Genomic DNA, 860 nt, shown 5'->3' on the forward strand with positions numbered 1-860 from the left:
AGGGGAGGATCAGCCATGATGGGACCAAGGCAAGAGGCTCAAGCTGCGCTGTTCTATGAGTTCTCGCTGGAAGATCACGTGCCTCAGGACCATTTGCTGCGGTCGATTGACCAGTTTGTCGACCTGAGCAGCATCCGCGCCCACCTGGCGGATTTCTACAGTCACACGGGTCGTCCTTCGGTCGACCCCGAGCTGCTGATCAGGATGCTTCTGGTGGGCTATTGCTTCGGCATTCGGTCAGAACGTCGGCTGTGCGAAGAGGTGCATTTGAACCTGGCCTATCGCTGGTTCTGTCGCCTCGATTTGACCGACCGCGTGCCTGATCATTCGACGTTCTCCAAGAACCGGCATGGTCGGTTCCGCGAGAGTGAACTGCTGCGTCATCTGTTCGAGACGACTGTGGCGCGATGCATCGCGGAAGGTCTGGTGAGCGGTCAGCGCATGGCAATTGATGCCAGCCTAATCGAGGCGGATGCCAACAAGCAGAACTCGACACCCAAGGAAGAATGGGACGCCTCCGACATCGACCCGACCGGTGCCCCTCGCGCCGTTCGCGAGTATCTCGACACGCTGGATGAAGCTGCATTCGGTGCCGCCAGCGAGGTGCAACCAAAGTTCACCTCCCATTCTGATCCGGCCAGCCAATGGACGGCAGCCCGCAAAGGCCCTGCGTTCTTTAGCTATTCCGACAATTATCTGATCGACACCGATCATGGCGTCATCGTCGATGTCGAGGCGACGCGATCGATCCGGCAAGCAGAGGTTGGATCAACCAAGACCATGCTGGACCGGGTAGAGGACAAGTTCGATCTGCATCCCGAACGCCTGATCGCGGACACCGCCTACGGAACCGGGCCGCT

At 59.1% G+C, this 860-nt stretch carries 1 protein-coding gene; it reads left to right on the forward strand.

The genetic code is table 11. The annotated features are described in order from the left end of the window. Positions 1-15: 15 nt before the first annotated feature. On the forward strand, positions 16-860 hold an 845-nt coding region (locus ACR0K9_RS21480), incomplete at its 3' end, for a transposase (protein WP_480826109.1).

Source organism: Ruegeria sp. L12, assembly GCF_056531745.1.